This window comes from Nocardioides humilatus (assembly GCF_008373755.1).
In the GTDB taxonomy this organism is placed as follows: Bacteria; Actinomycetota; Actinomycetes; order Propionibacteriales; family Nocardioidaceae; genus Nocardioides; species Nocardioides humilatus.
In genome coordinates this window covers 87706-112510 of sequence record NZ_VUJV01000007.1, presented here as the reverse complement: position 1 = coordinate 112510, position 24805 = coordinate 87706, and the positions used below count along the sequence as shown (strand labels likewise).

The following is a 24805-nucleotide window of genomic DNA, read 5'->3' as shown; positions in this document are numbered from 1 at the left end:
GCAGGTACGGCCTCAGGGCATCAACCGGTCGGACGAGTTTTCCACGAGCCTCTTCCTAGGAGGCGCCGAGGATCAGCCCGCTCGTCGGCACGCCGGTGCCGGCGGTCACCAGCACGTGGTGGGCGTCGGAGACCGGGTTGACCGAGGCGCCGCGGATCTGGCGCACGCCCTCGGCGATCCCGTTCATGCCGTGGATGTAGCCCTCGCCGAGCTGGCCGCCGTGCGTGTTGAGCGGCAGGCGACCGCCGATCTCGATGGCGCCGCCCTTGACGAAGTCGGGTGCCTCACCGCGGCCGCAGAAGCCGAGCTCCTCCAGCTGCATGAGCACGTAAGGCGTGAAGTGGTCGTAGAGGATTGCCATCGGCATGTCGTCGGGGACCAGGCCCGACTGCTTCCAGAGCTCCCGCCCGACGACGCCCATCTCCGGGATCCCGATGTCGTCGCGGTAGTAGGACGTCATCACGAACTGGTCGCGACCGCTCCCTTGCGCCGCAGCGGTGATGTACGCCGGCGGCTTGGCCAGGTCGCGAGCGCGCTCCGCGCTCACGATGACCAGGGCAACGGCGCCGTCGCTCTCCTGGCAGCAGTCGAGGAGGTGCAGCGGGTCGACGATCATCCGCGAGGCCTGGTGGTCCTCGAGCGTGATCGGCTTGCCGTAGAAGAAGGCGTTGGGGTTGGTGGCCGCGTGCCGGCGGTCGGCGACCGCGACGGCACCGAAGTCGGCGGAGGTGGCGCCGTACTCGTGCATGTAGCGGCGCGCCTGCATCGCGACGGTGGCCGCCGGCGTGCCCAGGCCCATCGGGTAGGACCAGGCGTTGTCGAGGCCGTTGGTGTTGACCTGCGTCGCGGCAGCGACGCTGAACTGGCCGAAGCGGCTCTCGGAGCGCTCGTTGAAGCCGCGGTAGGCCACCACGACGTCGGCAACGCCGGTCGCGACCGCCATCGCGGCCTGCTGGACGGTGCCGCACGCGGCCCCGCCGCCGTAGTTGATCCGGCTGAAGAACCGCAGCTCGGGCACGCCGAGCTCACGGGCGACCGCGATCTCCGAGGACGTGTCCATCGTGAAGGTCGTGAGGCCGTCGACGTCGGCTGCGGTCAGCCCACAGTCGGCGAGTGCCGCGCGGACCGCCTCGACCGAGAGCTGCAGCTCGGAGCGGCCCGACTCCTTGGAGAACTCCGTGGCGCCGATGCCGACGATGGCGGCTTTGCCGCTGAGGGTGCCCGTCACTGTGCGGTCCCCTGAAGGACCTTGACGGTGCCGGTCACGTGGTCGCCGAGCGACACCCGGCCGACGATGTCGATCGTCGCGACGCCGTCCTCGACCGAGGCGACCTTGCCGCTGAAGGTCAGCGTGTCGTAGGGGTGGGCGGGCGCACCGAGGCGGATCGCGATGCCCTTGAGCTCGCAGTCGTGGCCGACCCAGTCGGCGACGAACTTCTCGACCAGCCCGTTGGTCGTGAGGATGTTCATGAAGATGTCCTTCGACCCCGCCGCCTGGGCGACATCGCGGTCGTGGTGGACGTCTTGCCAGTCGCGGGTCGCGATCGCGGTGCTCACGATCGTCGTCGGCGTCATCGGCAGGCTCCACTCAGGGATCACCTGGCCGGCCTCGAGGGTCTTCACAGCTTCCTCCAGATGGGCAGCGTCAGGTCGTCGTCGATCGTGTTGAAGTCCACCCGCAGGCGGGTGCCGATCTCGATCTCGTCGTCGGTCACCCCGGCGACCTCGCCGACCATCCGCACGCCCTCGTCGAGGTCGACCAGAGCGATCACGATCGGGAGCTCCTTGCCGGGGACGGGCGGGTGCCGGTGCACGACGTAGGAGAACACCGTGCCCTCACCCGACGCGACGTCGTAGCCGCGGTCGTAGGCCTCGCAGCTCTGGCAGGCCGGTCCGGGCGGGAAGCGCTTCGCACCGCACGCGTTGCACTTCTGGATGCGGAGCTCGCCCGCCTGGGTGCCCTCCCAGAAGAACGTCGAGTCACGGTTCACCATCGGCCGGACAGCCATCAGCGCTCCTTCGGGATGAACTTGAGCACGCGGAACAGCATCGTCGCGACGTGCTCGTCGCCGACGTACCAGCGGTTGCGCGACGTCACGAAGTAGCCGAGCCCCATCCCGGTGTTCTTCGGTCCCGCCACCGAGTCGAGCGCCGTGGTCACTCTGACCCGCTCACCGACGCGGAGGTAGCGCTCGTAGGTCTGCTCGGTGTTGGTGCCGAGCACGGCGGTGAAGCCCTCCGCGGTGAGCAGCTCCATCATCGAGTGCAGCGGGTCATCGGACGCGCGCTTGCGGCCGAGCCCGGGCATGGTCCACACCTGCGCCATCGAGGGCGGCGCCTCGCCGTTCAGGAAGCGCTCGTTGTCGTAGCCCATGGCGTCGAGCCAGGTGCCGATCGTCGGCTGGTTGACCTCCCAGCGGGCGAGCGTCTCGGAGGCCTCGCCGAGCGCCATGATGCGCTCGGCCTCGGCCATGATGCGCTCGTGCCGCTCGTCGGTCTCGACCGGCTCGGCGCTCATCGGGGCACCCGCGGCAGGCCGAGCCCGAACATCGCGATCAGCTCTCGCTGCACCTCTTGCACTCCGCCTCCGAAGGTCAGCACCAGGTTGCGCTTGGCCTGCGCGTCCAGGTAGTCCAGCAGTTCCTTGGTCTCGGGGTCACCGGGGTCGCCGAGCCGGTGCACGGCGGCGATCAGGTCGGCGTTGAGGTGCTGCACGTGGTCGGATGCAAAAACCTTCGACGACGACGCGTCGGCGACCTTGATCTCGCCGGCGGCCGCCGCGCGAGCGACCTCCCAGTTGAGGAGCTCGTTGATGCGGAAGATCGCGGTCGCCTCGCCGAGCAGGCTCACCAAGCCGGGGTCGTCGAGCGCGCCAGCCTTGTCGGCCCAGCGGACGACGCGGTCGCGCAGGCCCTCGATGCGGCCGGCCGGGCCGAGCATGACCCGCTCGTGGTTGAGCTGCGTGGTGATCAGGCGCCAGCCCTCGTTCTCCTCGCCGACGAGCATGTCGACGGGGACGCGCACGTCGTTGAAGTAGGTGGCGTTGACGTGGTGCGAACCGTCGGCGGTGATGATCGGCGTCCAGCTGTAGCCGGGATCCTTGGTGTCCACGATGAGGATCGAGATGCCCTTGTGCTTCGGGGCGTCGGGATCAGTGCGGACCGCGAGCCACAGGTAGTCCGCGTGGTGGCCGCCGGTGGTCCACATCTTCTGGCCGTTGACGACGTAGTGGTCACCGTCGCGCTTGGCCGTGGTGCGCAGCGAGGCCAGGTCGGTGCCCGCGTCAGGCTCGCTGTAGCCGATCGCGAAGTGCACGTCGCCGGCCAGGATCCGCGACAGGAACATCTCCTTCTGCTTCTCCGTGCCGTAGCGGATCAGCGTCGGACCGACGGTCTGCAGCGTCACCGCAGGCAGGTGCACGTCGTGGTACTGCGCCTCGTTGGCGAAGATCGTCTGCTCGATCTCGCCGAGCCCGTGGCCGCCGTACTCCTTCGGCCAACCGACGCCCATCCAGCCGTCGGCACCCATCCGCTTGATGAGCTTGGTGTAGCTGGGCCCGTGGCGGTCCCACGCACCTTCGACGGTGCTGGGGTCCGACAGGTGCCCGAACTCGGCGGACAGGCCCGCGAACCAGGCACGGAGCTCGGCCTTGAGAGCGCGCTGCTCGTCGGTGAGCTCGAGGTTCTTCGACGCCTCGGCCTCGATCGGCACCTCGCCCGCAGCGGTGTCGAGCGCGTAGGCGAGGTCGGTCGCCCAGCTGGAGAGGTCGATGAGCGGGTAGGTGACGTCGACGCCCATGCCGCCGTGCACGTGATGGCAGGTGCGGAACGCGGTCGGGACGACCTTGCTCACCCAGTAGCCCGCGACCGCGAGGTCCTCGGCAGCCGGCAGTCCGTTGGTCACGCGCCAGATCGCGTTGTCGGCCGCGAGGTCGAGCGTGCGGCTGGCGATGTAGACGTCGGCCATCTGCAGCGCGACCGCCTGGAACTCCGCGAGCGAGCGCCCGAACTGGGTGCGGCCCTTCACGTAGTCGGCGGTCAGGTCACGAGCGCCGGCGAGCACGCCGGCCGCGATGACGACGAGGCTGGCGCCTGCGACGTCGCGGAGGTACGCCGCCGCGCCGGTCTCGAGCGCCTCGGCAGGAGCGTCCTCGAGCACAACGGTGAAGGTCGGGACAGGAGTCGACGCGCTGGCAGGCAGCAACGTGACGCCGGGGCCCTGCGGGTCGACGAGCACGACATCGTCACCGGCGACCACGAGCAGCGCGGTGGCCGCGTCGGCGTAGGTGACGGCGGTCTTGCGGCCGCTCACGCGCCCGTCGGCGAAGGTCGCGGTGGTCCCGCGGACGTCGCGGAGCGCGGGCGACAGGATGGCGCCCTCGAGGATCGCCGGGAGGTGCTCCTTGCGCTGCGCCTCGGTGCCGTGCGCGCCGAGCGTGAGCGCGGCGCAGGCCAGCGTCTCCCAGGCAGGCACCTGGTGCGCCCGCCGTCCCGACTCGCTCAGCAGCACAGCAGCGGCCTCGAGACCGAGCCCGTCGCCGCCGTACTCCTCAGGCAGCGTGAGTGCGGTGAGGCCCGCGGCCTGCCAGGCTTCCCAGTCGACACGCCAGGGGTTGCCACCCTCGGGGGCAGCCTCGGCAGAGCGCTCGAGGACCTCGGTCACGACCGCGCGAACAGCACTGATCTCTTCGGCATCCACAAGCAGAACTGTAACGTGTTCTAGTATTTCGCGCATGGGGGTCTCGCCGCTCGATGTCATCCGCAACCGGGTCTATATCCCGTGGGCGCCGATCCCCGAGGGGCGACTCGTCGAGCTGCCCGGTCGCGGTGGGTCGACCTACGTCACTGACACGCCGGGACCTGACCCGCACTCCCCGACCATCGTGCTCCTCCACGCGCTGGGCTGCACCGGCCTGCTGACCTGGTTCCCCGCGATCAGGCCCCTCTCCAAGCGCTTCCGCGTCGTGACGCTCGACCAGCGCTGGCACGGGCAGGGCATCCGCAGCGAGGAGTTCTCGCTCAGCGACTGCGCCGACGACGTCGCGGCGCTCATCGACCTGCTCGAGCTCGAGCAGGTCATCGTCGCCGGCTACTCGATGGGTTCGATCGTGGCGCAGCGGGTCTGGCGCCAGCACCGCACCAAGGTCGAGGGCCTGGTGCTCTGCGCGACCACCGACCGCTTCCAGCTGACGCCGGTCGAGCGGGCGTTCTTCACCGGCATGGGCGGGGGCATGCTCGCGGCCCGCGGCATCTCCCGCAGCAGCACGGCGACCGCCGCCGCCCGCGCCACCTACGACCGGCTCGACCTCGACCGCTCCGACATGCACGCGTGGGCACTGCGCGAGTTCCGCTCCACGAGCCCGTGGGCGATCGGTCAGGCGCTCGCCGCGCTCGGCCGGCACCACTCGCGGCCGTGGATCGGCCGGATCGACGTGCCGACCGCCGTGGTCGTCAACACCAAGGACAAGGTGATCCCCACCGAGCGCCAGGTGCGGCTCGCGCGCTCGATCCCCGGCGCGACCATGCACGAGGTCAAGGCCGGCCACGCCGCGTGCGTGATGAGCGCCGAGCGGTTCGTGCCGGCCTTCCTCGAGGCGACGCAGACGGTCAACGCGCGGCGGCGCGACTTCCGCCGGCCCCACCCCGCTGGGTGACCGACCTCAGACGAGCGCGGCGACCGCGTCGTTGAGGCGCTCCAGCTCGACCGGGAAGTGCTTCACCAGGGCGTCGCCGTCCGGGACCGACTCACGGCAGGCGATCACGCCGACGTGGATCTTGCCAGCGCTGGACATCACCGTGATGTTGAGACCGGCACCGTGGAAGACCGGGCCGAGCGGGTAGAGCGCTTCGATGCGCGCGCCCGAGAAGTACAGCGGCACCGGCGGCCCGGGGACGTTGGAGATCACCAGGTTGTGCACGACCGGGTGCTTCTCAGCGAGTCGCAGGTTGGCGTAGGTGCGGACGGCGAGACCGAACACCCGCGGCGCCGCGAACTCGGCCCAGTCCTGGAGCGCGTCGGCGCTGATCGCGTTGTGGTGCTCCTTCGCGTGCCGGTTGCGCTCGGCCATGATCTCGAGCCGCTCCAGCGGGTCGTCGATGTCGGTACCGAGCTTGGTGAAGAGCGAGGAGACCTTGTTGGCACCCTGGGTCCGCTTGGAGGTCGCGCGGACGCTCACCGGCACCGATGCCATCAGGGAGGTGGTCGGGAGCTCACCGCGCTCGTCGAGGTAGGCGCGCAACGCTCCACCGGCCAGGGTCAGCACCACGTCGTTGACCGTGCTGCCGGTCGCCTTCTTGATGCGCTTGATGTCGTCGAGGCTCAGGTCGGCCACGGCGATGCTGCGGTGCGCGGTGATGGTGCCGTTGAACGACGTGCGCGGCGCAGAGAACGGCGCCGCCATCGCCACGCCCTGCCGGGCCCGCGCGATGCTCTTGGTGATCATCTGGGCCGACGGCCCCACCACCTTGGCCAGCGTGACCGGCTTGCTCCCGAGACCGATCAGGGCCCGGCCGAGCAGCTCGCGTCGGTCGGGGTCGCGCGGGTGGGTCTGCTTCTCCCCCAGGGCGAGAGGCGCCGTGTCGGGCTCGAGGGAGCACAGGTGGGAGATCAGGTTGGATCCGGAGACCCCGTCGACCGTCGCGTGATGCATCTTGGAGAAGATCACGACCTTCTCGTCGCCCTCGGCACCGTCGGGCCGATAACCCTCGATGACCCACATCTCCCACAGCGGGCGGGAGCGGTCGAGCGGCAGGCCGGCGAGGTGGGCGCAGAGGTCCATCAGCTCGCGGTAGCTGCCCGGGCTGGGCACGGCGACCCGGTGCACGTGCCGCTCGATGTCGAACTGCTGGTCGCGCACCCAGACCGGGTGGTCGAGGCCGAGCGGGACGCCGCGGATCTTGCGCGTGAACGCCGGCACGTCGTGGACGCTCTCGTCGATCCGCGCCTGCAGGCCGGCGAACGTGTACGGCGTCGGCATCGTGCTTTGGTCGAGCACCATGACCGCGCACACGTGCATCAGCTGCGCCGGGGTCTCGAGGTAGAGGAAGCTCGCGTCGAGCCCTGACAGTCGATCCATGTCTCATCCTCCGTAGAACGTGTTCCAATTTAACCCAGTAGGGCCGGTAGGCTCGAATCATGGGTTTCACACGGCGCCAGGCCGTCACTGCTGCGCTGACCGCCAACGCGATCAAGCCGCTCCCCGGCTTCCGGCTGAGCGTCGCGGCCTTCTTCCCCGGCTGGCTGACGGGCGAGCTCGCCCCGCACCTCCTGGCGTTGACCGCCGCTGACACCGCCACCCAGCTCGCGCGCGGCCGGACCAGCCGCACCGGGCTCGCGCTGGCTGCCGTGAGCGCCGCCGGCCTCGGCTACCTGATCGGGCAGAGCCGCAAGGCGGTGCACGTCGCCGAGGACGCCCTCGTCGAGGGCCTCGGGGTCGACTACATCGAGCAGCTCGACGCAGCGCCGACCCCGGCCGACCTCGCCACCCCCTGGCGACGGGTCGCCAACCCGTTCACCTTCGGGCGCGAGCGGCGCAAGGCCGGCGTCGAGGTGACCCGCAACGTGCCCTTCGCGCCGTACGGCAAGCGCGGGATGCTCGACATCTACACCTCGTCGACCACCCCGCCGAAGAACGCTCCGGTCCTGCTGCAGGTGCACGGCGGCGCCTGGATCATCAGCAAGAAGGAGGAGCAGGGCCTCGCGCTGATGGAGCACCTCGCGGCGAAGGGATGGGTGTGCGTCGCGGTCAACTACCGCCTCGCGCCCCGTGATCCGTGGCCCGCGCAGATCATCGACGTCAAGCAGGCGATCGCGTGGATCCGCGACCACATCGCCGACTACGGCGGCGACCCCGACTACATCGCGATCACCGGCGGATCAGCAGGCGGCCACCTCACTGCCCTCGCCGCACTGACCCCCAACGACCCGGACTTCCAACCCGGCTTCGAGGACGTCGACACCACCGTCCAGGTCGCGGTCCCGCACTACGGCGTCTACGACCTGTCCGGCGCGAGCGGCCTGCGCAACGTAGAGCTGATGCGCGACGAGTTCTTGGCGGGCTGGGTCATGAAGACGAAGTACCAGGACTCCCCCGAGGTCTTCGAGGCCGCCACCCCGCTGTTGCGGGTCACCGCGGACGCGCCCGACTTCTTCATCATCCACGGCCGCAACGACACCCTCGTCGGTGTCGACCAGGCCCGCCAGCTCGTCGCGCGCCTGCGCGAGACCTCCAAGCGCACCGTCGTCTACGCCGAGCTCCCGGTCACCCAGCACGCCTTCGACGTCTTCCCGTCGATCCGCTCCCAGCACATCGTGCGCGCCATCGACCGTTACCTGCACTGGCACTGGACCACCTGGCGCCGCGAGCGCTCCGAGGTCTAGCGGGGCAGACCCAGGATCCGCTCGCCGGCGACGTTGCGCAGGATCTGGGTGGTGCCGCCGGCGATGGACAGGCAGCGGGTGTTGAGCATCTCCCAGACGTCCGCGGCGATGCCGGGGGTGTCGCGCTCGATCGAGCCGACACCGGCGACCGCGTCGCCCTGGAGCTCAACGACGAGGGCCGACGACGTCTGACGGCTGCGTACGCCGAGCAGCTTGGCCACGCTCGACTCGGCTCCGGGGCCGTGGCCGCCGATCGCGCGCAGCGTGGTGCGGACACCGAGGAGGCCGCAGACCGTGGCGAGCGCGACGGCGTGACCGACCTTGACGGATTCGACGGGGCCGAGGCCGGCGGTGGCGAGCTCGACGGCCCGCTCCACGCTCTTGCCGAGACGCGCGCTCGCCATGGCGACGCGCTCGTTGGCCAGCGTCGTGCGGGCGAGCTTCCACCCGTCGCCGGGCTCGGCGACGACGCAGTCGTCGGGCACGAAGACGTCATCGAGGAACACCTCGTTGAAGAGCGCCTCGCCGGTGATCTCGCGCAGCGGCCGTACGTCGATCCCGGCCGAGCGCATGTCGACCAGGAAGTAGGTGATGCCCTTGTGCTGCGGGACGTCGGCGTCGGTGCGCGCCAGGCAGATCGCCCAGTCCGCACGCTCGGCGACCGAGCTCCAGACCTTCTGGCCCGAGAGCGACCATCCCCCGTCGACCTTGGTGGCCTTGGTGCGCAGCGACGCGAGGTCGGAGCCGGAGCCCGGCTCGGAGAACAGCTGGCACCAGGTGAGCTCACCCAGCAGCGACGGACGCACGAAGCGCTCGCGCTGGGCGTCGGTGCCGTGCGCGAGGATCGTCGGGACCGCCCAGCCGGCGATGACGAGGTCGGGGCGCACCACACCCGCGGCGCCAAGCTCCTGGTCGATCACGACCTGAGTGACCGGGTCGGCCGCCAAGCCGTAGGGCGTGGGCCAGTGCGGCGTCTGGTAGCCGCACTCGACGAGGGCCGCGCGCCGTTCGGCCTGGGGCAGCGCAGCGATCCGCTCGGCCACAGCACGCACGTCGGGACGGATCGCGTCGTCGAGTCCGCCGAGGTCGACGTCGACCCGCCGGCGTACTCCGGTGACGGCCGCAGCCGTCAGGCGAGCGGCGGCGTCGTCCGCGGATCCGACCAGCGCGCGCAGCGACACCGCGCGGCGAAGGTAGAAGTGGGCGTCGTGCTCGTAGGTGAAGCCGATGCCGCCGAGCACCTGGATGCAGGCCTTGGCCACGTCGACCGCACCCGAGAAGCAGGTCGCCAGCGCGACGTCGACGGCGAAGCCCCACTGCTCGTCGTCGCCTGCGTCGGCGGCTGAAGCCGCGTCCCACGCGGCAGCGGTGATCGCCTCGGCCGTCTCGAGCATCTCGGCACACAGGTGCTTGATCGCCTGGAAGGAGCCGATCGGCTTGCCGAACTGCTCACGGACCTTGGCATATTCGACAGCGGTGTCCAGACACCAGCGCGCGACGCCGGAGGCCTCGGCGGCGGCCAGCGTGATCGCCGTACGACGACCGCGCTCGTCGAGCGCGACAGCCTCCGCCGTCGCCGCCCCGTGCCGTGCGCTGAGGTCGATGCCGACGATCGGGGTGGCAGCACCAGCGGTGCCGCCGTCCCAGACGACACCGCCCGGGTGGACCTGCACGCCGTGGCGCCCGGGCTCACCCGTCACGATCGATCCGACCGCGGCAGCGAGCAGGCCACCGGGGACCAGCTCGTAGGCGCACGCCTCGAGCGCGACGGCCTGGTCGAGCAGCGATCCGCCGCCACCACCGGCAGACTCGGGTGCGGCGATCGACGCCACTCCCATCTCCTCGATGGCCGCCCAGACGTCGTCGAAGCGCGCCTCCGGACCGGCCTCGGCCGCACGTACGGCGTCGAGGGCCCCCAGGCTGGCCGCCCACTTGCGCAGGCTCGCAGCGAGCTCCTCGTGCTCGTCGGTGATGCCGATCGACATGGTTCTCCTCAAGCAGAAAACTAGAACGTGTTCTAAGACTACTAGACTTCGCCCGTGACCGACACGATGCCGCCCGACCTGCTCGAGCACGCGCTGGCCGCGAAGGGGTTCATGCCCCCCGACGAGGGTGAGCTGCTCCACCGCGTCGCGCGGGAGCGTCTTCCCCACGGCCCCGCGCTCGAGGTCGGGACCTACTGCGGCAAGTCCGGCATCTACCTGGGCGCTGCTGCTCGCGAGGCGGGTGGCAACAGCGTGGTCTTCACGGTCGACCACCACCGCGGCTCGGAGGAGAACCAGGCCGGCTGGGAGCACCACGACACCAGCGTCGTCGACCCCGAGTTCGGCCTCATGGACACCCTGGGCCAGTTCCGCAAGAACATCGCCCGCGCCGGCCTCGAGGACCAGGTCGTGGCCATCGTGGGCCAGTCGACGACCGTCGCCGCCCACTGGCGCACCCCGCTCAGCCTGCTCTTCATCGACGGCGGCCACGGCGAGCAGCCCGCGCGCGACGACTTCGCCGGCTGGGCCCACTGGGTGATGCGCGGCGGCCTGTTCGCCATCCACGACGTCTTCCCGGACCCTGCGAAGGGCGGGCGGCCGCCGTACGAGCTGATCTACCTGCCGGCTCTCGCCAGCGGCGCCTTCGAGGAGGTCGACGCTGTCGGTTCGATGCGGGTGTTGCGGCGCACCTCAGGCGCGGCCGGCGAGGCTCTCTGAGCTGCAGTCGCACTCCAGGGCGATCTCCTGGAAGTGCGGCGCCAGCGAGGTGCCGCGCATGATCCCGGAGCCCGGGGTGCTGTGGCCGAGGGTCTCCCCCAGCGCGTCGGCGGCGAGGATCACCGCGGCCGCCGTGTAGGTGGTGTGCTCGTCGGGCCAGTGCACGTTGCGCGGCTCGAGCTCCCCGTCGACGTTGACGACCTCGGCGGACTGCGACGAGTCGCCGTAGACCCAGCCGGTCCAGTACTTGCCGTCCTCGCCGCGCAGGTGCTGCATGTCGGCGAACAGCTGACGGGCCCGACGGTGGTCGCCGAGGGTGTCGAGCGCCATCGCGAGCTCGCAGGTCTCTGCACCGGTGACCCACGGGTTGGTGTCGACGCAGCGGATGCCGAGGCCGGGCACGACGAAGTCGTCCCACCGGGTCTCGAGCAGCTCGAACGCGTCGCGGCCGCGCACGGCACCGCCGAGGACGGGGTAGTACCAGTCCATCGAGTACTTGCTCTTGTCGGCGAACAGGTCGCGGTGGACCCGCAGCGCGTGGCCGAGCCGCCCGCCGGCGAGCTCCCACTCGGGCTGGGGGTCGTCCATCAGGTCGGCGAGCGCGACGCCGGCCCGGAGCGAGTGGTAGATCGATGAGTTGCCAGTGAGCAGGCAGTAGTCGTCGACCGGGGTCCAGCGGATGCCGCCGAACGGGTCCTGCAGCGACACGACCCAGTCGAGGGCCGCGCGCACCGAGGGCCAGTAACGCTCGACGAACCGGATGTCCCGACGGACCAGCCAGTGGTGCCACAGGCCGACGGCGAAGTAGGCCGACATGTTGACCTCGCCACGGTCGTCGTCGACCTCGCCGTTGACCATCTTCATCGGGAAGGAACCGTCGGCGCGCTGCATCGTCGGGATCCACGCATAGGCGCGCTCCGCGGCGGCCACCTGGCCGCCGACGAGCAGCGCCATCGCGCCCTCGACGTGGTTCCAGATGTCGACGTGCTCGCCGACCGTCCACGGGATCGCTCCGCAGGGCTCCTGCATGGCCGCGATCGACGCTGCGGTCTCAGCGATCTCGACAGCGCTGAGCACCCCGTCGACGTACGGAAGCCGCGCCAGCGGGACCTCGAGGCCGAGGATGGAGATCTCCTGGGTCACCGGGGCTCCACCGACTCCGGCTTGCGGAAGTAGAGCACCATGCTCTTGCCGATCATCGGGTCGAGCACCTTGCCGGCGAGCTGCAGGGCCTTGGGCTGCTTCATGATCTCCCAGACCAGGAGCTGGTGATAGGCCTTCGCGAGCGGGTGCTTGTCGTTCTCGACGCCGACCGCGCACTTGATCCACCAGTACGGCGAGTGGAGGCCGTGGGCGTAGCCCTTGCCCTCGAAGACCATCGCGTCACCGGGGGTGCCGTCGTTGGGACGACCGCCCTTGGTGACCTTGTCGACGAGCTCGTGGTCGGTGTAGATGCGGATGTGGCCGCCCTCGGCGTTGTGGTAGTCCGCTGACAGCTTCCAGTTGATGACCTCGGGCAGCCAGCGCGGCACCGAGATCGCCAGGGTGCCGCCGGGACGGAGCACGCGGACGAGCTCCTTGATGGCAGCGACGTCCTCCCAGATGTGCTCGAGGACCTCGGCGGCGACGATCCGGTCGAACTCGTCGTCGGCGAAAGGCAGCGCGAGCGCGTCGCCCTGCTTGACGTCGGCCTCGGCGCCCTCCGGCACCTCGCCCGCCTCCTTCATCGCGGCGAAGAGGTTGCGCACGTTCTCGAGCTCGTCGGCGTCCATGTCGAACGCGATGACGTCGGCGCCGCGGCGGTACATCTCGAAGCTGTGGCGGCCGGCACCGGCACCCATGTCGAGGACGCGGTCACCCGGCTTGAGGCCGAGTCGGTCGAAATCAACGGTCAGCATCGCTGTGCTCCTCCTGGTACTGCACGATCACGTCTTCGAGGACGGCGGCGGTCTTCACCGCGACGGCCGACCAGCTGAACAGGTCCAACACCCGCTGGCGGCCCGCGGCGCCCATGCGCGCGCGCCGCTCCGGGTCGTCGAGCAGCGCACCCACGGCGTGCGCCAGCGCACCCACGTCGCCGGGCTCGACCACGTCGGCGCAGAGACCGTCGGGGCCGACGACCTCCGGGATGGCGCCGGCACGGGAGACGACGAGCGGGGTCTCGCAGGCCATCAGCTCCGCGGTCGGCAACGAGAAGCCCTCGTAGAGCGACGGGACGCACGCGAGCTCGGCGGAGCCCATCAGGGCCACGAGCTCGTCGTCGGTGAGGCCGTTGGCGAAGCTCACGTGCTCGGAGATGCCGAGCTTCTCGATGAGCTTCTCGGTGACGCCGCCCTCCTTGGGCTTGGTCACCAAGACCAGCTCGAGCTCGCGCTCGGTGAGCAGCTTCGCGAAGGACTCCAGCAGGATGTGGATGCCCTTCAGCGGGGCGTCGGCGCTCGCCATGGCGAGGATCCGGCCCTTCACCCGCGGCTGGGTCGGCGCGCTGAAGCGGTCGTCGACGCCGAGCAGGATCGTCTCGATGCGGGCCGGGTCGACGCCGAACTCACGCGCGACGTCGCGCTTGGACGACTCGGACGGCACGAGGACCTGGCGCAGCTGGGGCGCGGTCTTCTTCTGCTCGTTGAGGAAGGAGTACCAGCGCCAGACGCCGATCTTCGGGAACTCGACGGGAAGGGTGAACCGCTTGCGCGAGCCCTTCGACTTCCGGCGGAACCACGGCGCGACCTCGAGCTCGATAGCGCGGTCCATGGTGATCGGGTGGTGGATCGTCGAGGCCAGCGGCAGCCCGTGACGCTCGACCTCGAGGATCGGCGTCGCCAGGGTCTGGTTGTCGAAGACGATGTCGAAGTCGTCGCGGCGTGCCTTGAGCAGCTTGACCACGCGCTTGGCGAACGTGATGGGCTCGGGGAAAGCACCGCTGCGCATGCGGAGCCACTCCTCGACGTCGATGAGGTCGCGGTACTCGCTGGGGCGCGGGTTGCGGAACTCGTCACCCGGTCGGTAGAGATCGAGGCTCGGCACCTTGGTGAGGACGACGCCCTCGTCGAGCTCCGGGTAGGGCTGCCCGGAGAAGACCTCGACGGTGTGGCCGAGCGCCACGAGCTCGCGGCTCAACCGTCGGATGTAGATGCCCTGCCCGCCCACGTGGGGCTTGCTGCGATAGGACAGCATCGCGATCCGCATGCCGACTCCTTCTCCGTGATGCCGGATGGGCCGACACAACCTAGAACGTGTTCCTATTATGGGTTACGTACGAGTAGCCTATATTCCTGGGTTCCGCCCGCGAGATTCGCGGGCGGAGGCCGATGAACTGAACAAGGGGGCTCGGGTGTGCCATTCCAGTGACGTGACGCACACCCGACTCCTCCGACGTCTACAGGGGAGACCGTCGTGACCACCGCCAACTCGCTCAGCACCGACGAGCGTTCCGACACCGCCGGCAGCGCCGCTCAGCGCGACCGCCGCAAGCGGATCCTCGACGCCACCTACGACCTGGCGAAGGACGGCGGCTTCGATGCCGTCCAGATGCGCGCTGTCGCCGAGCAGGCCGACGTAGCCCTCGGCACGCTCTACCGCTACTTCCCCTCGAAGATCCACCTGCTCGTCTCGGCGCTGGACCGGCAGTTCGAGGACTCCCAGGCCAAGCTCAACGACCGCGAGATCCCGGGCGACACCCCGGCGGAGCGGGTCCTCTACGTGCTCAAGCGCCTGACCCGCGGCATGCAGGGTGACCCCAAGCTCACCGAGGCCCTGACCCGCGCCTTCATGTTCGCCGACAGCACGGTGGCCAACGAGATCCACGCGGTCGGCATGTCCATGACGACGATCGTCACCCACGCCATGCACGGCGGCGCGGTCGACAAGGACGCCATCACCGACGAGGACGTCACCCTCGCTCGCGTGATCGGTGACGTCTGGCTCTCCGCCCTGATGGCGTGGGTCACCGGACGTCAGTCCGCCCCGGAGACCGCGTCCCACATGGAGACCGCGGTCCGCCTCATCCTGCGCTGACCCCAGGAACGGGTCAGGAACCCGCAGCACGCTTCGCCTTGCCGATCGCGTCCTCCACCACCGCGTTCATCCGGGAGCCGTTGGGCCAGCCGTCGTAGTGGCAGGCGAGGATCACCAGCTCGCGCAGGGCGTCCTCGTCGAGCTCGCCGTTCTTCAGCGCTGCCGGGACCTGGATGCCCAGCACGTCGTTGGCGCGCTGGCCGACGAGCATGCCGATGAGGAACAGCCGCCGGTCGCGGTTGGACAGGCCGGGACGGTTCCAGATGTCGGCGAACAGGTGGTCGGCGGTGTAGCGGAAGAAGTCGCCCTCGCCGTCGCTCATGTCGAAGCCGTAGACCTCCTCCATCTTCTCCAGGCCCTTGCGTCGGGTCTCGGGGAGGTCGTCGAACTTGCCCATCAGGTCTCCCCCTACAGCCGGAAGGTCTGGCCGCCGTCGACCGGCAGCACCTGGCCGGTGACCCACGACGCGTCGTCGGAGAGCAGGAAGAGCAGGGCGCCGACCATGTCGCCGACCTCGCCCATCCGCTTGATGGCGAGCGAGTTGCGCACGATGTCCTTGGCGGCGTCGCCGGCCTGGATCCTCGTGGCCTCGGTGGCGACCGGGCCCGGTGCGATCGCGTTGACCCGGATGCCCTGGCCACCGAGCTCGTGGGCGAGCTGCTGAGTGAGGCTGTTGGTCGCCGCCTTCGCCAGGCCGTAGAAGCCCGAGTAGAGGTAAGCGGCCGTCGAGCTCTGGTTGACGATCGCTCCCCCGCCGCGCTTGGCGATCTCGGGATAGATCGCGCGGGTCATGACGAGCGCCCCGTCGAGGTTCACGCTCATGAACTTCTTGTAGTAGTCCCAGTCGACGGAGATCAGCAGGTTGAACTCCATCGCCCCGTAGATGGCCGCGTTGTTGACGAGGTGGTCGATGCCGCCGTACTCCTCGACCACGCGCGCGACCAACGCCTCGGCCGAGCTGGCCGAGGAGACGTCGCAGGACACGAAGATCGCGCGGCCGCCCCCCTCGTTGATCGACGCGGCGACCTTGGCGCCCGACTCCTCGTTCATGTCGGCGACCACGACCGCGGCGCCCTCACTGGCCAGCGCCCGGGCGTAGGCCTCGCCGATCCCCTGCGCCGCGCCGGTGACGACGACGACCTTGTTCTCGAAACGGTTGCTCATGTCTTTCTCCAGTTCTTGGGGAGGATCAGGCCGGCTCGGCGATGGTCTTCATCTCGAGGTACTCCTCGAAGCCGGCCACGCCCATCTCGCGGCCGAGGCCGGACTGCTTGTAGCCGCCGAAGGGTGCGTCGGGGCTGAACCACACGCCGCCGTTGACGGCGAGGGTCCCGGTGCGGATCCGGCGGGCAACCGCCTTCGCGCGCTCGAGGTCGGCGGAGTCGACGGAGCCCGAGAGCCCGTACGCCGATTCGTTGGCGATGCGGACCGCGTCGTCGTCACCGTCGTGCGGAATGACGACCAGGACCGGTCCGAAGATCTCCTCCTGCGCCAGGCGCGAGGAGTTGTCGAGACCCGCGACGACGGTCGGCTGGATCCAGTTGCCGGGCTGGTCGATGATGTCGCCGCCGGTGGCGAAGGTGCCACCCTCGGCGCGGGCGATGTCGAAGTACGCCGCCACCCGCTCCCGCTGCACGGCCGAGATCACCGGGCCGCAGATCGCGCCGGGGTCGGCCGGGTCCTTGGCCCCGATCGACTCCATGGTCGCGGCGGCGACCTGCACCGCCTCGTCGTACTTGTCCCGCGGGACGATCAGCCGAGTCGTGATCGCGCACCCCTGGCCGGCGTGGATGCAGGCGGCGAACGCGGTGCCTCCCGCGACCGCGGCGACGTCGGCGTCGTCGAGAGCGATCGCGGCGGACTTGCCACCGAGCTCGAGGAAGACCTTCTTCAGGGTCGGCGCTGCCGCGGCCATGATCGCCTTGCCGACGCTGGTCGAGCCGGTGAAGGAGACCATGTCGACCCGCGGATCGGTGGTCAGCAGGGCCGCCACATCGTTGGATCGCGGCGTCACGACGTTGAAGACGCCCGCCGGGATGTCGGTGTGCTCGGCGATCAGACGCCCCAGCTCGGCGGCGACCCACGGGGTGTCCGGCGCGGGCTTGAGCACGACCGTGCACCCCGCAGCGAGCGCCGGGCCGATCTTGGCGAGGTTGATCTGGGTCGGCACGTTCCACGGCGTGATCGCGGCGACGACACCGACAGGTTCGCGGCGCACGGTCCGGCGCGACCGGATGCCCATCGGCGAGGCGACCCCGAGGTCGGACTCGAACTCATAGGTCTCTGCCAGGTCGGTGACCCACTTGAGGCCGTCCACCGGCACGTCGAAGCCGGCGGCCATCATCATGAAGCCCGGCATCCCGACCTCGGCGGTGGTCAGCGCTCGGAACGCATCGGCGTTGTCGAGCAGCGCCTGGTGGAGCTGCCGCAGGCAGCGCACCCGCAGGTCGCGGTCGGTGGACCAGGTCGACTCGTCGAAGGCGCGGCGGGCGGCACCGATGGCCGCCTCCATGTCGGCAGCGGTGCCGTCGGGCGCGTGGCCGATCTCCTCGCCCGTGGCCGGGTTGAGGATCGGGTACGACGACCCGTCGGATGCCGCGACGAGCTTGCCGTCGATCAGCTGCTGGGCAGCGGGAGGGAGGGCGGTCATGCCGACACCTCCGGCGCGGGAGCCTGGGTGACGTAGTCGCCGGCCTCCACGGGTGGCGGCCAGACGGTCGAGGGGATGTCCTTGAGGTGGTAGTGCCCGGGCACCCCGTGTCCGAACACCGACATCCGCTTCAGCAGGGTCTCGGAGGCCTTGTCGGCCTTGAGGATCTCCATGAACGTGTGGGTGGTCGACGGCATGTCGAACCAGTCCCGCTGCCAGGCGATCTTGATCTGCCCGGCGTCCGCTCCGGAGGTCTGCCGCTCGACCCCGAACCACGAGCCGCCGATGCCCAGGATCTCGTACTCCCCACCGGTCTCGTCGTTGGTGATCCCGGACTTCTGCTTCCAGAAGCCCAGCACCATGGACTTCTGCTCGTCGATCATCGTGCAGACGTAGTCGTAGTGCCAGCCGTCGAAGCCGTCCATCTCGATGCCGATCGCCCAGTCGCGGATCTGGTCGCGACCGACGGCCATGAAGTGCTCGTCGTGGCTGTACATCCAGCCGTAGGTGGCGTCCTCGGCGTACCACTCGGCCATCACGCGCCAGTCGCCGCTCTGCTCGGCGCGGCGGTTGACGTCGAGCCAGGAGTCCCAGAACTCCTCGATCTCGGCCCGGGTCAGCGCTCCGGCGGTTGAGCTCGTCGAAACCATCTCAGTCCTCTTCAATCGAAAGTGCGAAAGCAGGGCAGTACTTCACGGCAGTCGTCACAGCTGCCCGCTGCGACTCGTCGGGGTGCTCGTCGAGCAGGCGGACGACGTCGGCGTCCTCGTCGAAACCGAAGACGTCGGGGGCCTCCCCCTGGCAGAGCTGGTGACCCTGGCAGATGGCGGTGTCGGCGACGACCCGGTAGCTGCTCATCGCTGCCTCCGGCGGTAGCGCACCTTGGCGGGCTGGGCGAGCTGGATCACCATCTTGGTGACGTCGTCCTGGTAGGAGTCGAGCGGCTGCACGGCCTCGAACTCGAAGTCCCGCAGGATGACCGAGAAGATCGCCTTCATCTGCATCATCGCGAAGGCGTTGCCGACGCAGCGGTGCTTGCCGGCACCGAACGGGATCCAGGTCCACCGGTTCTGCAGGTCCTCCTGGCGCGGGTCGACGTAGCGCCCCGGGTCGAACTCGTCGGCCTTCGGGAAGTCGTCCTCGATCCGGTTGGAGACGCGCGGCGACGCGGCGAGCACGGTGCCGGCCGGGATCGTGTGGCCCAGCAGGTCGAAGTCCTCCTGGACCAGGCGCATCAAGATGACGAGCGGTGGGTGCAGCCGCAGCGTCTCCTTGAGCGCGGACTCGAGCACCGGGATCGAGCGCAGGGCCTGGAAGGAGACCTCGGGAGCAGTGCCGTCGGCGTCGGGGGCGTAGAGCTCGTCGAGCTCATCGACGACGTCGGCCATCACGCCGGGATGGCGCAGCAGCTCGATCATCGCCCACGACGCGGTGCCCGAGGAGGTGTGGTGGCCGGCGAACATCATCGAGATGAAGATGCCGGTGATGTAGTCGGCATCCATGCCGACAGCGATCAGCACGTCGAGGAGGTCGCGCTCCTCACGCGGCACCTCGCCGCGCGCGATGCGGGCGTCGAGGATGGCCTGCACCTTCGCGACCAGCTGCTCGCGGGCCTCGTCGCGCACCCGGAAGTTCTCGATGTCGGCGTAGGGGTCGACGTAGGCGATCGCGTCGGTGCCGTGCTCGAGCCGGTGGTAGATCTCGGCGAACGAGCCGTCGAGCTGGTCGCGGAACGGCTTGCCGATCAGGCACGAGGACGTGGTGTAGATCGTCAGCTCGGCGAAGAAGTCGAGCAGGTCGATCTCGCCCTCGTCGCCCCAGTCGGCGACCATCCGGCGGATCTCCGCCTCGATGGTCTGCGCGTGGCCGCGCATCATGTCGCCGCGCAGCGCCTGGTTCTTCAGCATCTGCTGGCGTTCCTCGGGCGAGGCGTCGAAGACGACGCCCTTGCCGAAGATCGGGGTCATGAACGGGTAGGCCGCGGCCTGGTCGAGCACGTGCTCGGGAGCCCGGAAGAACGCCTCGTTGGCGTCGGCACCGGTGACGAGGACGACCTGCTTGTCCGCGAGGCGGAACCGGCCGATGTCACCGCACTCCTCCCGCACCCGGTGGAAGAGCCGGATCGGGTCGACCCGCATCTCGGGAAGGTGCCCGGTGCCCTTGATGATCGCGGGGACCTCGGGGCTCTGGTCGTCGAGAACCGTCGAGACCTCGGGGATCGCGGTCATCGATCCTGGCGAGATGGTGGTCACTGCTCCTCCAGAGGTGCTTCGGGGTTGACGTCGACAGGGCTCAGGTGGACGCCCCGAGGCGCGCTGACGACGGTGGCGATGGCGTCCGCGATGGCGCGGGCCTTGAGGAAGTGGGAGTGGCGCGCCTGGCCGAACTTGATCCATGAGTTGAGGACCTTGGCGGCCGCATCGGCGTCCCAGTCCATGCCCATCTCGCTCCACGTCGGTCCCGGGCGTACGACGGACGCTCGCACGCCGCTGCCCTCGAGCTCCATCTGCAGGGCTCCGACGAGTCCCTCGAGGCCGGCCTTGGTCGCGCTGTAGCCGCCCATGAAGGGGCGCGGACGCACGGCGACGTCGGAGGAGACGAAGACGATGTCGCCACGGCGACGCTCGACCATCCCGGGGACGAAGGCGCGGACCAGCCGGTGCGGGCCGAGCAGGTTGACGTCGACCTCGCGGGCGAGCCGCTCGCTGTCGGTCTCGAGCAGACCGCCCGGACCGATGAGCGCGGCGTTGCTGATGACGACCTCGATGTCGCCCAGGTCGGCAGCAGCCTTCGCGGCGAAGTCGGCGACGGCCTCGTCGGATGAGACGTCGAGCGCGTGGGCGACCGCCTCTCCCCCGTCGGCGCGGATCTGCGCCGCCAGCTCCTCGCAGCGGTCGACCCGGCGCGCGCCGAGGGCGACCGGATAGCCAGCGGCGGCCAGCGCCAGCGCGGTCTCCGCGCCGATCCCCGACGACGCGCCCGCGACCACGGCCGGGCGACGGGTCGGCTGCTCGTACTTGGCCATCAAACGCTCCGCTCGACAAACGTGACCGGCAGCGAGGCGAACCCCCGCACGCTGGTGGAGTGGACCCGGACCGCCCGGTCGGCATGGACCTCGAAGTGATCGACCCGGCGCACCAGCTCCGCGAGCACGACCTTGGCCTCCAGCCGCGCGAGGTTGGCGCCCAGGCAGAAGTGCCGACCCGTGCCGAAGCTGAGGATCTGGCTGAGCTCGCTCTTGTCGCGGTGGATGTCGAACCGCGTGGGGTCGGTGAACACGCGCTCGTCGCGGTTGGCCGAGCCGAGGAGCACCAGCGCCTTCGACCCGCCGGGGATGGTGACGCCGCCCAGTTCGGTGTCGGCGACGACGTAGCGCGCGAGCATCTGGCTCGAGGTGTCGTGGCGCAGCGTCTCCTCGATCCACGGGACGACGAGCGCGGGCTCTCGGGACGCATCCGCGCCACCCGCCAGGACCTCGGTGCGCTGGTCAGGGTGGGCCGAGAGGTGGAAGAGCGCGTTGCCGAGCAGCTTGGTCGTCGTCTCGTTGCCCGCGACCACCATCAGGAAGAGGAAGGCCATGATCTCGCCGTCGCGGAGCTTCTCCCCCTCGACCTCGGCCGCGATCAGCGCGGACGTCAGGTCATCGGTCGACTGCCGCCGACGCTGCTTGACCATGTCGGAGTAGTAGGTCATCAGCTCGATGGACGCCTCCATGCCGGCCTGCGGCACGTCCCGGACACCGTCCTCGCGGTGGACCACGAGATCGGCGAGGCGTCGTACCTCGTCGCGGTCGGGCACCGGCACGCCCATCATCTCGGAGATGACGTCCATGGGGAGCTTGCCGGCGAAGTCGCGGATCCAGTCGGCCTCGCCCTGCTCGGCGTTGGTCGCCAAGGTCGAGGCGAGGTAGCGCGCGGTGAGCGACTCGACCTCGGGCGTGAGCTCACGGACCCGGCGCGGCGTGAAGGCGGCCGACACGAGCTTGCGGACCCGGCTCTGCTCGGCGCCGTCGAGCCCGAGGAAGGACATGACGCGGTGGGCATCCGGGCTCCACGCCGTGGCGTCGAGGGAGACCCCCATCCGGTTGGAGAAGGTCTCGTCGTCCCGCAGTGCGGCGAAGACGTCGGCGTGCCGGGAGATCACCCAGATGTCGTCGTCGACGGCGTGGTGCACGGGCGCCTCGTCGCGCAGCCGCCGGTAGGTCGGGTAGGGGTCCTCGTGGAAGTGGTAGTCGTAGGGGTCGAAGTGGAGCGCCTCGACAGCGCCCGACCCGTCGGAGTCGGTGGACACAACGGTCATCAGTTGCCTCGCAGGATCACGTCGACGGCCGACACGAGTCGCTCGGCCATCTGGTCGTAGGTCATCAGTCCCATGCCCGCCTGGAGCAGTGCGCCGGAGAAGGTGAGCACCAAGACCTCCAGCACGGCCGGGTCAGCCGGTCGGCCGGGCTCGGCGAGGGCTTCCTCGAAGCGACTCACGAACTCGCCGCCGATCCGCAGGCGCAGCCGCTCGACGTCGGGGTCGGTCCCGAGCAGCGCGGGGGTCACCGCCGCGGCGAGGGTCGGCTCCTCCACGATCCGGGCAGTCAGCGCGCGGACCGTCGCCTGAACCCGCACGACCGCGGTCGCGCCTGAGGGTGCGTCCGGGGGCTCCGCGTCGGCGAGGTGGCGCCAGAAGAGCTCGGCGAAGAGGTGGTTCTTCGACGCGAGGTAGGTGTAGGCCGTCGCGGGCGACACGCCGGCCCGCTGGGCGACCGTCCGCACGGTGAGCGTGTCGTGGCCAACGGCACGCAGCTCCTCGAGCCCCGCGGCGAGCAGCTTCTCGACCGTGTCGACCTGACGCGCGTTGAGGCCGCGTCGCGGCACCTCGGACACTTGGCTGGACATGTGTCCAACATAGGAGACAATTCGTGACCACGCAAGACATATCTAGAACGTGTTCTTATTCTGGTCGTATGCGCAATGGGATCGTTCTCTTCACCTCTGACCGCGGCATCACGCCGGCCGAGCTCGCCGTCGCCGCGGAGGACCGCGGCTTCGACACCATCTACGTGCCTGAGCACACCCACATCCCGGTGCGCCGCGACGCGCTGCACCCGACCGGCGGCGAGGAGCTGCCCGACGACCGCTACCTGCGCACGCTCGACCCGTGGGTCTCGCTCGCCACGTGCGCGGCCGTCACGAAGCGGATCGGCCTGTCGACCGCCGTCGCCCTCCCCGTGGAGTCCGACCCGATCACCCTCGCCAAGACCATCGCGACGCTCGACCACCTGTCCGGCGGCCGGGTCACCATCGGCGCGGGCTTCGGCTGGAACACCGACGAGCTGACCGACCACCACGTCCCGGCCGACAAGCGCCGCACCGTCCTGCGCGAGTACCTCGAGGCCATGCGGGCCCTGTGGACCCAGGAGGACGCGGCGTACGACGGCGAGTTCGTCTCGTTCGGACCGTCCTGGGCCTACCCCAAGCCCCCGCAGGGACGCGTGCCGGTCATCATCGGCGCCGGCGCCGGGCCGAAGACCTTCGAGTGGATCGCCCGCAACGCCGACGGCTGGATGACCACCCCCACCACGAGCGACGTGGCCGCCAACGCGGACAAGCTCCGCAAGGCCTGGGCCGACGCGGGCCGCGAGGGCGAGCCCGACATCAGGATCCTGGTCGCCAAGAAGCCGACTGCCGAGGACTTCGCGGACTGGATGGCCGCCGGCGCCTCCGAGCTGATCTGGGGCGTCCCCGACTCCGAGAAGGACGCGGTGCTCACCTACCTGGACAAGATGTCCACCCGCCTCGGCCTCGCCACATGAGCAGCTATGCCGACCTGACCCGGGAGGAGCTGGCGGCCCTGGTGCCCGAGCTGCTCCTCATCGGGCAGCTGATCGACCGCTCCGGGATGGCGTGGTGCATCTCGGAGTTCGGCCGCGACGAGATGCTCCAGATCGCCATCGAGGAGTGGGCCGCCGCGAGCCCGATCTACACCCGGCGGATGCAGCAGGCGCTCGGTTACGCGCCCGCGGCGCCGGGTCAGGGCGACGTCATCACCATCTTCAAGGGGCTCCAGCTCGACATCGGTGCTCCCCCGCAGTTCATGGACTTCCGCTACACGGTGCACGACCCGTGGCACGGCGAGTTCCACCTCGACCACTGCGGCGCGCTGATGGACGTCGAACCGATGGGGCCCGACTACGTCAAGGGCATGTGCCACGACATCGAGGACCCGACGTTCGACGCCACGGCGATCGCGTCGAACCCGAAGGCGCAGGTCCGGCCGATCCACCGCCCACCCCGCAGTGTCGATGAGATGGCGGCCGACCGGAGCCCCCACTGCGCCTGGACCGTGATCATCGACGAGTCCTACCCCGAGGCCGAGGGCATCCCCGCCCTCGCGGTCAACGAGGCCTCGCGAGCAGCCACCCTGGCGCTGACGCCGATCGACCCGGCGGACGAGGGCGCCGGCGACTACACCGGGCCGCTCGTCAGCGACCTCGACTTCACCGCCTTCTCGCACTCGGCGCTGGTCCGGATCGCTGAGGAGGTGTGCCTGCAGATGCACCTCCTCGACCGGGCGTTCGTGCTGGCGCTGGAGAAGCGCTGCGCCGACGGCGAGCAGCTCACCCGGATCCGCCGCCAGCAGCTCACCGGCCTCGCCGGCGTCGCCGCGATGCGGATCGCCCGTGCGTTGCGGATCAGCCTCGACGAGGACGGCGCCCGCCGGGTCCTCGCCCTCCACCCGCTGCTCAACCCGAGCGCCTACGTCGACTCCACCTTCGAGGCCGACGGGCGCCTCGTCGTACGCCGGTCGCCGGCGCACGACGACGCCGCGTGGATCTCGCTCTGCGGCCCCGCGTGGACCGGCGCCCTGGCGGCAACGGTCCAGGCGCTCGACCCGCACCTCGACGTCCGCGTCGACGCCGAGGGCGACGGCTGGTCGCTGACCGTCGTGCGCTCCGCCGAGGCCGCACCCGAGGCGAAGGAGGTCGCCGTGGTGAAGTTCAGCACGGGCACCGACTTCGCGTTCGAGACCCGCCGGTCGTTGCCCATCAGCCCCGTCTGAGGAAGGGTCA

At 70.0% G+C, this 24805-nt stretch carries 25 protein-coding genes; 6 read left to right on the top strand and 19 right to left on the bottom strand.

The features are described 5' to 3' along the window. Positions 1-55: 55 nt before the first annotated feature. From F0U44_RS18980 to F0U44_RS18965, 5 genes are read right to left on the bottom strand one after another with little or no spacing between them, the layout of a single operon-like run. Positions 56-1228 (bottom strand): lipid-transfer protein, encoded by a 1173-nt coding sequence (locus F0U44_RS18980; protein WP_149729941.1) that lies wholly within the window; start codon positions 1226-1228, stop codon positions 56-58. After that, positions 1225-1623 (bottom strand): MaoC family dehydratase, encoded by a 399-nt coding sequence (locus F0U44_RS18975; RefSeq protein WP_281292654.1) that lies wholly within the window; start codon positions 1621-1623, stop codon positions 1225-1227. The genes F0U44_RS18980 and F0U44_RS18975 overlap by 4 nt, the downstream gene beginning before the upstream one ends. Next, complete coding sequence (locus F0U44_RS23105) at positions 1620-2009, bottom strand: Zn-ribbon domain-containing OB-fold protein (protein WP_246160659.1); 390 nt, start codon at positions 2007-2009, stop codon at positions 1620-1622. Before F0U44_RS23105 ends, F0U44_RS18975 begins: the two co-directional genes overlap by 4 nt. Continuing rightward, a complete protein-coding gene (locus tag F0U44_RS23100; protein WP_188113561.1) occupies positions 2009-2518 on the bottom strand; it encodes an FAS1-like dehydratase domain-containing protein in 510 nt (169 codons plus the stop codon). The genes F0U44_RS23105 and F0U44_RS23100 overlap by 1 nt, the downstream gene beginning before the upstream one ends. Beyond that, positions 2515-4698, bottom strand: a complete 2184-nt coding sequence (locus F0U44_RS18965) for an acyl-CoA dehydrogenase family protein (protein WP_149729940.1) — start codon at positions 4696-4698, stop codon at positions 2515-2517. Before F0U44_RS18965 ends, F0U44_RS23100 begins: the two co-directional genes overlap by 4 nt. Positions 4699-4732: 34 nt before the next feature. Between F0U44_RS18965 and F0U44_RS18960 the strand changes: the two genes are divergently transcribed. After that, positions 4733-5653 carry an alpha/beta fold hydrolase gene (locus tag F0U44_RS18960; protein ID WP_149729939.1) on the top strand — a complete coding sequence of 307 codons (921 nt, stop codon included), beginning with the start codon at positions 4733-4735 and terminating at the stop codon, positions 5651-5653. Between the two features lie 6 nt (positions 5654-5659). On the opposite strand, the gene F0U44_RS18955 is transcribed toward F0U44_RS18960, so the two are convergent. Beyond that, a complete protein-coding gene (locus F0U44_RS18955) occupies positions 5660-7075 on the bottom strand; it encodes a WS/DGAT/MGAT family O-acyltransferase (protein WP_149729938.1) in 1416 nt (471 codons plus the stop codon). Positions 7076-7134: 59 nt separating this feature from the next. On the opposite strand from F0U44_RS18955, the gene F0U44_RS18950 reads away from it, so the two are divergent. Further along, positions 7135-8379 carry an alpha/beta hydrolase gene (locus F0U44_RS18950; RefSeq protein ID WP_149729937.1) on the top strand — a complete coding sequence of 415 codons (1245 nt, stop codon included), beginning with the start codon at positions 7135-7137 and terminating at the stop codon, positions 8377-8379. On the opposite strand, the gene F0U44_RS18945 is transcribed toward F0U44_RS18950, so the two are convergent. Further along, positions 8376-10364, bottom strand: coding sequence for an acyl-CoA dehydrogenase family protein (locus tag F0U44_RS18945; protein ID WP_149729936.1), 1989 nt, complete (start codon positions 10362-10364; stop codon positions 8376-8378). The genes F0U44_RS18950 and F0U44_RS18945 overlap by 4 nt on opposite strands. Before the next feature lie 54 nt (positions 10365-10418). Between F0U44_RS18945 and F0U44_RS18940 the strand changes: the two genes are divergently transcribed. Next, the gene (locus F0U44_RS18940) at positions 10419-11081 is read left to right on the top strand and encodes a class I SAM-dependent methyltransferase (protein ID WP_246160658.1); all 663 of its coding nucleotides are present in this window, start codon (positions 10419-10421) and stop codon (positions 11079-11081) included. On the opposite strand, the gene F0U44_RS18935 is transcribed toward F0U44_RS18940, so the two are convergent. Genes F0U44_RS18935 through F0U44_RS18925 form a run of 3 tightly spaced genes read right to left on the bottom strand, consistent with a single transcriptional unit; the run spans position 11055 to position 14267 of the window. Then, positions 11055-12224: a prenyltransferase/squalene oxidase repeat-containing protein gene (locus tag F0U44_RS18935; protein WP_246160657.1), complete on the bottom strand. Its 1170-nt coding sequence runs from the start codon at positions 12222-12224 to the stop codon at positions 11055-11057. The two genes, F0U44_RS18940 and F0U44_RS18935, sit on opposite strands and share 27 nt — an antisense overlap. Continuing rightward, positions 12221-12979 carry a class I SAM-dependent methyltransferase gene (locus F0U44_RS18930; protein WP_149729935.1) on the bottom strand — a complete coding sequence of 253 codons (759 nt, stop codon included), beginning with the start codon at positions 12977-12979 and terminating at the stop codon, positions 12221-12223. The genes F0U44_RS18935 and F0U44_RS18930 overlap by 4 nt, the downstream gene beginning before the upstream one ends. Beyond that, positions 12966-14267: a glycosyltransferase family 4 protein gene (locus tag F0U44_RS18925; RefSeq protein WP_149729934.1), complete on the bottom strand. Its 1302-nt coding sequence runs from the start codon at positions 14265-14267 to the stop codon at positions 12966-12968. The genes F0U44_RS18930 and F0U44_RS18925 overlap by 14 nt, the downstream gene beginning before the upstream one ends. A gap of 207 nt (positions 14268-14474) precedes the next feature. Between F0U44_RS18925 and F0U44_RS18920 the strand changes: the two genes are divergently transcribed. After that, positions 14475-15095: a TetR family transcriptional regulator gene (locus tag F0U44_RS18920; RefSeq protein ID WP_149729933.1), complete on the top strand. Its 621-nt coding sequence runs from the start codon at positions 14475-14477 to the stop codon at positions 15093-15095. 13 nt (positions 15096-15108) lie between these two features. Here the strand turns inward: F0U44_RS18920 and F0U44_RS18915 are convergent, their stop codons facing one another. The 9 genes from F0U44_RS18915 to F0U44_RS18875 are packed head-to-tail and all read right to left on the bottom strand — an operon-like array spanning position 15109 to position 22631. Then, positions 15109-15492 carry a carboxymuconolactone decarboxylase family protein gene (locus F0U44_RS18915; protein WP_149729932.1) on the bottom strand — a complete coding sequence of 128 codons (384 nt, stop codon included), beginning with the start codon at positions 15490-15492 and terminating at the stop codon, positions 15109-15111. An 11-nt stretch (positions 15493-15503) separates the two neighbouring features. Next, a complete protein-coding gene (locus F0U44_RS18910) occupies positions 15504-16259 on the bottom strand; it encodes an SDR family oxidoreductase (protein ID WP_149729931.1) in 756 nt (251 codons plus the stop codon). Between the two features lie 25 nt (positions 16260-16284). Beyond that, the gene (locus F0U44_RS18905) at positions 16285-17745 is read right to left on the bottom strand and encodes an aldehyde dehydrogenase (protein ID WP_149729930.1); all 1461 of its coding nucleotides are present in this window, start codon (positions 17743-17745) and stop codon (positions 16285-16287) included. Further along, on the bottom strand, positions 17742-18395 hold the full coding sequence (locus F0U44_RS18900) for a nuclear transport factor 2 family protein (protein WP_188113559.1): 654 nt from the start codon (positions 18393-18395) through the stop codon (positions 17742-17744). Before F0U44_RS18900 ends, F0U44_RS18905 begins: the two co-directional genes overlap by 4 nt. 1 nt (position 18396) lies before the next feature. Then, complete coding sequence (locus tag F0U44_RS18895; RefSeq protein ID WP_149729929.1) at positions 18397-18603, bottom strand: ferredoxin; 207 nt, start codon at positions 18601-18603, stop codon at positions 18397-18399. Further along, positions 18600-19997 (bottom strand): cytochrome P450, encoded by a 1398-nt coding sequence (locus F0U44_RS18890; protein WP_246160656.1) that lies wholly within the window; start codon positions 19995-19997, stop codon positions 18600-18602. The genes F0U44_RS18895 and F0U44_RS18890 overlap by 4 nt, the downstream gene beginning before the upstream one ends. Then, entirely contained in the window at positions 19994-20770 is a 777-nt protein-coding gene (locus tag F0U44_RS18885) for an SDR family oxidoreductase (RefSeq protein WP_149729928.1), read from the bottom strand. The genes F0U44_RS18890 and F0U44_RS18885 overlap by 4 nt, the downstream gene beginning before the upstream one ends. Continuing rightward, positions 20770-22044 carry a cytochrome P450 gene (locus F0U44_RS18880; protein WP_149729927.1) on the bottom strand — a complete coding sequence of 425 codons (1275 nt, stop codon included), beginning with the start codon at positions 22042-22044 and terminating at the stop codon, positions 20770-20772. Before F0U44_RS18880 ends, F0U44_RS18885 begins: the two co-directional genes overlap by 1 nt. Further along, positions 22044-22631 (bottom strand): TetR/AcrR family transcriptional regulator, encoded by a 588-nt coding sequence (locus tag F0U44_RS18875; RefSeq protein WP_149729926.1) that lies wholly within the window; start codon positions 22629-22631, stop codon positions 22044-22046. The genes F0U44_RS18880 and F0U44_RS18875 overlap by 1 nt, the downstream gene beginning before the upstream one ends. 68 nt (positions 22632-22699) lie before the next feature. Between F0U44_RS18875 and F0U44_RS18870 the strand changes: the two genes are divergently transcribed. Beyond that, positions 22700-23548, top strand: coding sequence for an LLM class F420-dependent oxidoreductase (locus F0U44_RS18870; RefSeq protein WP_149729925.1), 849 nt, complete (start codon positions 22700-22702; stop codon positions 23546-23548). Next, entirely contained in the window at positions 23545-24795 is a 1251-nt protein-coding gene (locus F0U44_RS18865) for a hypothetical protein (RefSeq protein WP_149729924.1), read from the top strand. The genes F0U44_RS18870 and F0U44_RS18865 overlap by 4 nt, the downstream gene beginning before the upstream one ends. Positions 24796-24805 lie beyond the last annotated feature (10 nt).